Annotated in this window: 6 protein-coding genes, 1 tRNA gene and 1 pseudogene; 5 read left to right on the forward strand and 3 right to left on the reverse strand. The window is 59.9% G+C overall.

What is annotated here, in order from left to right; genetic code table 11:
- Positions 1-83 precede the first annotated feature (83 nt).
- On the reverse strand, positions 84-1337 hold the full coding sequence (gene mtaB, locus ACK8OU_RS12820) for a tRNA (N(6)-L-threonylcarbamoyladenosine(37)-C(2))-methylthiotransferase MtaB (RefSeq protein ID WP_410303810.1): 1254 nt from the start codon (positions 1335-1337) through the stop codon (positions 84-86).
- Complete coding sequence (gene dapF, locus ACK8OU_RS12825) at positions 1334-2170, reverse strand: diaminopimelate epimerase (RefSeq protein ID WP_410303811.1); 837 nt, start codon at positions 2168-2170, stop codon at positions 1334-1336. Before dapF ends, mtaB begins: the two co-directional genes overlap by 4 nt.
- Positions 2171-2274: 104 nt before the next feature.
- Here dapF and ACK8OU_RS12830 point away from each other — a divergent pair.
- Positions 2275-2350 (forward strand) — tRNA-Lys (locus ACK8OU_RS12830).
- Positions 2351-2592: 242 nt separating this feature from the next.
- On the opposite strand, the gene ACK8OU_RS12835 is transcribed toward ACK8OU_RS12830, so the two are convergent.
- Positions 2593-3057, reverse strand: a complete 465-nt coding sequence (locus ACK8OU_RS12835) for a toll/interleukin-1 receptor domain-containing protein (RefSeq protein WP_410303812.1) — start codon at positions 3055-3057, stop codon at positions 2593-2595.
- A gap of 688 nt (positions 3058-3745) precedes the next feature.
- On the opposite strand from ACK8OU_RS12835, the gene ACK8OU_RS12840 reads away from it, so the two are divergent.
- The 4 genes and pseudogenes from ACK8OU_RS12840 to ACK8OU_RS12855 form a co-directional block, all read left to right on the forward strand.
- Positions 3746-4138, forward strand: coding sequence for an antitoxin Xre/MbcA/ParS toxin-binding domain-containing protein (locus ACK8OU_RS12840; protein WP_043868172.1), 393 nt, complete (start codon positions 3746-3748; stop codon positions 4136-4138).
- Positions 4119-4865: an RES family NAD+ phosphorylase gene (locus ACK8OU_RS12845; RefSeq protein WP_410303813.1), complete on the forward strand. Its 747-nt coding sequence runs from the start codon at positions 4119-4121 to the stop codon at positions 4863-4865. The genes ACK8OU_RS12840 and ACK8OU_RS12845 overlap by 20 nt, the downstream gene beginning before the upstream one ends.
- A gap of 240 nt (positions 4866-5105) precedes the next feature.
- Positions 5106-5671 (forward strand): annotated as a pseudogene (locus tag ACK8OU_RS12850) (transposase); the annotation flags it as partial.
- A gap of 36 nt (positions 5672-5707) precedes the next feature.
- Positions 5708-6000: transposase (locus ACK8OU_RS12855; protein ID WP_410303814.1), on the forward strand; the 293-nt coding region annotated here is incomplete at its 3' end.

Genomic DNA, 6000 nt, shown 5'->3' on the forward strand with positions numbered 1-6000 from the left:
ACCGTATGGACGCAAAACGGAACCCCTGCCTTCGACTTTGTACAAATATCCCACGGGGGTCCGGGGGTGTGAAACCCCCGGCTTCATGCCAGAAGCCGCGCACCATCCTGCCCGGTGATGCGCGCGGTCACGATCGTGCCTTCGGGCATGTCGCGGTCAAAGGCGACCTCGGTGAAGAACTCGGTCCGGCCCAGGCGCGGGCCTTCGGTCAGGATCACGCGATCCTGCCCGACCTCGGCGGCCAGATGGCGCGCCAGCGCGGCTTCGCCCGCCGCGCGCAGCCGCGCCGCACGTTCCTTGACCGCGGCGCCCGACACCTGCGGCATCCGCGCGGCGGGCGTGCCCTTGCGCGGGCTGAAGGGAAAGACATGCAGGAAGGTCAGCCCGCAGTCTTCGACCAGCCGCAGCGAGTTTTCGAACATCGTCTCGGTCTCGGTCGGGAAGCCCGCGATGATGTCGGCGCCAAAGACGATGCCGGGGCGCAGGCGGCGTGCCTCTTCGCAGAACCGGATCGCATCATCGCGCAGGTGGCGGCGCTTCATCCGCTTCAGGATCATGTCGTCACCGGCCTGAAGGCTCAGGTGCAGATGCGGCATCAGGCGCGGCTCGGTCGCGATCGCCAGCATCAGGTTCTCATCCGCCTCGATCGAATCGATCGAGGAAATCCGCAGCCGTGGCAGGTCGGGCACCAGCCGCAGGATTCGCATCACCAGATCGCCCAGCCGCGGCTGGCCCGGCAGATCGGCCCCCCACGAGGTCAGATCGACCCCGGTCAGCACCACCTCGTTGAAACCGCGATCACGCAGGCGCTTGATCTGGTCCACCACCACCCCGGCGGGGACAGATCTGGAATTACCCCGGCCATAGGGGATGATGCAGAAGGTGCAGCGGTGATCGCAACCGTTCTGGACCTGCACATAGGCACGATGACGGCCAAAGCCGTCAATCAGATGGCCGGCGGTTTCGCGCACCGACATGATGTCATCGACCTGCACCTTTTCGGTCTGGCCGATCAGATCGGGCGCTGCGATGCCCCGCCAGGTTTCGGCCTGCATCTTTTCGTGGTTGCCCACGACCCGGGCGACCTCGGGCATGGCGGCAAAGGTCTCGGGCTCGGTCTGGGCGGCACAGCCGGTGACGATGATCGCGGCTTGCGGGTTTTCGCGCGACAGGCGGCGGATTTCCTGCTTGGCCTTGCGCACCGCCTCGGCGGTCACGGCGCAGGTGTTCACGACCACGGCGCCCTCCAGGCCCGCGGCGGCGGCAAGTTCTTTCATTGCCTCGGTTTCATAGGCGTTCAGGCGACAGCCGAGCGTGGCGAAAACCGGGGGTCTCACAGGTGTGCCAGGAACAAGGGGGTCAGCACCCCGTCAAAAACATGCGCGACCGGGCCGGTCATCCAGACCCCATCCGCGCGCCAGTCGATTTCCAGCGTGCCGCCATCGACATCGACGATCACCCGCCGCCCGGTCAGACCGCGCAGATGCGCCGCCACCGCCGTGGCACAAGTGCCTGAGCCGCAGGCCAGCGTGATGCCCGTGCCGCGTTCCCAGACCCGCATCCGCAGCCGGTCGGGGCCGGTCACGCTGGCGAATTCCACATTCGTGGCCTGCGGAAACAGGGGGTCATGTTCCACCTTCGCACCCCAGCCCGCGACATCGACGGTCTCGGCGTCAGGGACGAAAAAAACGCAATGCGGGTTGCCCATGCCCACCGCGACCGGATCGCCCGGAAGCGGCAGATGGGTCAGGTCCAGATCGCGTGCCAGCGGAACCTGCGCCCAGTCCAGCATCGGCGCGCCCATGTTCACGCTGGTCAGCCCATCGGCCCGCCGCCGCGCGGCAAGCCGCCCGCGCCGGGTGACAAGCGTCACCGAATCCTGCCCCAATTGATCCATCATCCAGGCGCTGACGCAGCGCGTGGCATTGCCACAGGCGCCGGCCTCGGTCCCATCGGCGTTCCAGAAGGTCAGGCGGAAATCGGCATCTTCGGCGGGCAGAACCACGGCCAGCTGGTCAAAGCCCACGCCCCGATGCCGATCGCCCAGCGCGCGCGCCAGCGCAGGCGTGACCGGATCGGCGCCGCTGCGGGCGTCGATCACCACGAAATCATTGCCAAGCCCATGCATCTTCATGAAGGGCAGGCCCGGGGGCATGCGTGTGTGTTCCATGGCGCGCATATACGTCCGCTGAACGGATTCTTCCAGTGGTGCGATTTTTCGCAACTTTTGCCCTTGACCCGCCCGGCGCTGGTTTATAGGAAGCGCCATGTGATGGGCCCGTAGCTCAGTTGGTAGAGCAACTGACTTTTAATCAGTGGGTCACAGGTTCGAATCCTGTCGGGCTCACCACTTTTCCAGTTGTGACTGTCGGGTGACACCCGACTTGGCCATTTGTGACAGGGTTCCTGTCCATTGGTGCAATCTCGGTCAGCAGAGTTGCTTGGTCAAGGTTGGCTAACTGAAAAATGGCTCCACTGCTGCAGTGACTGAACTCTAAGCGATATCCGTCCGAACACCATCAGGGATCGTTTCGTGGCACGTACCTAACCGTACATGCAACATGCAGGGCTCGCTTTGACCTTCCAAAACGATCAAGCGGTAATTAGCTCAGCGATCTTGGCCGCGACTTCCGCCATCGACTCTTCGGCAGTACTCAAACCTGCCCGGGACGCCAATAGAAGGCTAACTGCCTCAAGCTCCTCATAGGTTGTTCCATGAACAACCGGGACTAGTCGCTCGCGTCGTAGGAGCGCAGACAGTTCTTTGTCCGCGACTCCTTCTGCTGGTAGTCGTCGCAACATCGCGGGTGTCACCAAAACGATACCAACGCGCGAATTTACCAAGCCCCTATCAATTGCGCGCATCATTGGAACACCGAGGCCAAGATCTTTCTCACTGAACCAAACGCGCACACCTTGGGCTTCGAGCAAGTCATGCAGTTCTTTGGCAGAGCCTTGCCTGTCATCCCAAGCATGGCAGAGAAATACGTCTCGAAGATCAGGCCGGGAGGCTGCCAGGTGCTCCACATTTTCTCGAATCGGCGTGAGCGCCAGCACTTGCTCAGGCGTATACAACATAGCCGAACTAGCACCCGACCACCGCGGTTTCACGGTGCGACGGCCTGCGCCACTGCTGGCCCTACTACTGCTCCCTGAAGAGCGCGAAGGAGGAGCGCTTGAAGCGTAACTGCTATATCCGCCGCCGAACCCGCCGTAGCTTCTAGATCGACCGTAACGTCCTCCACATGCGGGACAATTGGCCGCTGCTGCCGCTGATCTGTGACCGTATACTGGTGCCGTGCATCTAGCCATGCTTTTTCCTTTATTTCACCGCGGCCCGAGTTGGCGGAAATGCGGATGCATACTTGCTGTTGTTAACCATCGTCTGAAATACTCATGGGTTATCTCTCTCGGACAGTGGTGTTCGGATTCGCCTTGCCGTGCTTCGCAGTAACGAACCGGCCACTGATAGCACTGCGATAACTCCCATTGGTTGATCCGCTCTTCCCCGGCGCCTCCTTCACTGTCGTCCGCGGATGCGACTTCCCGTACGACTTTGTCACGTAGCGGCCAGATTTTGCACTGCGGTATCCACCGCCACCATTTCCCTTACCAGCCATTGAACTGCTCCTTTCTGTTGCATTTTGAACTGAGTGGACTAATACTTCCATTGAGTCCCCATATGGACAGTCTATATGAGGACTTTTTTGACAGTCAAGTCCAAAAGAGGACGGCAGGAGGATTCATGCAATCACACATAGGCTCTGCGCCCGGACAAGGCGCGGAAGCGTTTAGGATTCCAGCCATCATGGACGCTTTTTCTAGGCTTGCGGAAGACTGGGAGCTCTCGACTGATGAACAGATTACGCTGCTTGGCTCGCCAGGGCGCTCAACTTTCTTCAAGTGGAAGAAATCGGGGGGTAATCTCCCCCACGATACTATTGAGCGTATTTCTCACTTGCTCGGCATTTACAAATCTCTGCAGATAGTCCTGCCCAACCCTGAAGCGGCCGATGAATGGGTAAAAAAGCCTAACGCTTTTTTCGATAATCGAAGCGCACTCGACGTGATGCTCGATGGAAACGTTGTCGATATCTACAAAGTGAGAGAATACCTTGATGCACAACGCGGCGGATGACTTTGGTGTTACGCAAATCGACGATGTCTTCTATGTACTTATACCTTCGCGTTTCCCACCCGTACCGCTTTATCAGCGCATAGCGGGTGGGCATGACGATGAGGTTGCAGCGGTCGCAGAACTTCACAATCCGCGTGTCAAGGAAAAGCAGCGCCTGCTCGGGCAATGGGGTGTAGCCGTAGACGATGCGTCTCCACGTTTTCAAAACTGGAACCATGCTCCGTTCGCCTATTCGAACCCGGAAGGGAGTTGGTTCTTCGATCGGTTCGTACGCTGCCTGGAAATGTCGCAAGATAAACAGACTGCTTTGGCGGTCTCTGTCGCGAAGCGAGAGCTATTTCTTAGTCGCACAGCAGAAGCTCCGACCGGACTAGACATGCGAATGTTGAGCCGAAAGGTATCTGGTCAGTTTCTGGACTTGCGGGCGGTATCCGTCGAACTTTCCCAGTCGGAGCGGCGTAAACTTGGAAAGTCACTATTGGAGCGCGCCATGGCGGAAGGTCTGTCAGGCGTGCTATTCCGTTCCACCGAGCGACCAAGCGGCATTCGCATCTGCGTAACGGACGGCGATGTCCTTGATCGAGCTATTCAAGGAGAGCACTTCAGGTATTCGTGGGACGGTGAAAAAGTTGCGTCTCTCTATGCGTTCAACAACTCTGGCGATGACGAACAAAACCTAATCGACCCCCGAACCCTAAGCCTAGATGCCGACATCCTCGCTGCATAGTACCCGTATTTACTAGCTTAAACCGCTGTGTGTGGGAGGCGAAAAGTCCCGATTCGACAAATGCAGCGCGCGGGGATCAGATTCCCATTCGTGTTGTCGTCGTTCTGTTGACCTGCCACGGGATTTTTCCTCCACCGTCGATTAGAGTCCGGCCCAACCTGCTCTGCCCCCTGAGAACTGGACCGCCTGAAGCTGGAGTTTTCCGCTATGTTTCCCTGGCTGGGAGAGGAGCGGAAACGCATGAAGGCATCGAAGTTCACGGAGGCGCAGAAGGCGTTCATCCTGAAGCAGGGCGAGGAAGGCACGCCGGTCGCAGAGATCTGCCGCAAGGCCGGGATCAGTCAGGCGACCTACTTCAACTGGAAGAAGCGATACGGCGGCTTGCTGCCGGACGAGATGCGGCGGCTGAAGCAGCTTGAGGACGAGAATGCTCGGCTGAAGAAGATCGTGGCCGACCTGACGCTCGACCGCGAGATGTTGCAGGACGTCATCCGCCGAAAGCTCTGAGGCCTGTCCGGAAGCGACAGCTGGTCGACGGGATGTTGGTCGATTGGGGCGTGTCGATCCGCCGGGCCTGCCGGGCTCTGCGGTTTGACACCTCGACCTACCATTACAAATCCCGCCGCACCGGACAGGCCGGCCTTGAACGACGGATCAAGGAGATTTGCGAGACCCGTATTCGCTACGGCTATCGACGGGTGCATGTGCTGCTGCGCCGGGAGGGTTGGCAGGTGAACATCAAGAAGACCCGCAGGATTTACAACGAGTTGGGGCTTCAGCTCCGTAAGCCTCCGGGGAGGGCCGTCTTTCTGACTTGAGGCTCACGGCGTAGGTCCGGCGCTATGTCCGACCATAGATACAGACCTGAAGTAGAGATCCTTTCTGTCACCGATACCGGGCGCCGTCGGCGCTGGACGGATGAAGAGAAGGTGCGCATCGTTGAAGAAAGCTTTGGCGGTAGAGGGCGTGTCGCCGAGACAGCCCGGCGTCATGATATTGGCCGCACCCTGCTGGTGCGCTGGCGTCGCCAATACCGCGAAGGCAGGCTGACGGGCGGCGATGCACGACCGCAGTTCACACCGTTGGCCATCGCCGCTCCTGAGGAAGCTGAGGATCAAGGCGGACCGTTTGCACC

The organism is Pontitalea aquivivens (assembly GCF_046507575.1).
Lineage (GTDB): Bacteria > Pseudomonadota > Alphaproteobacteria > Rhodobacterales > Rhodobacteraceae > Pontitalea > Pontitalea aquivivens.

Coding starts and splice junctions, on each gene's coding strand:
- dapF (WP_410303811.1), bottom strand. CDS start 2,170: ATGGAACACACACGCATGCCCCCGGGCCTGCCCTTCATGAAGATGCAT.
- ACK8OU_RS12840 (WP_043868172.1), top strand. CDS start 3,746: ATGCAATCACACATAGGCTCTGCGCCCGGACAAGGCGCGGAAGCGTTT.
- ACK8OU_RS12845 (WP_410303813.1), top strand. CDS start 4,119: ATGCACAACGCGGCGGATGACTTTGGTGTTACGCAAATCGACGATGTC.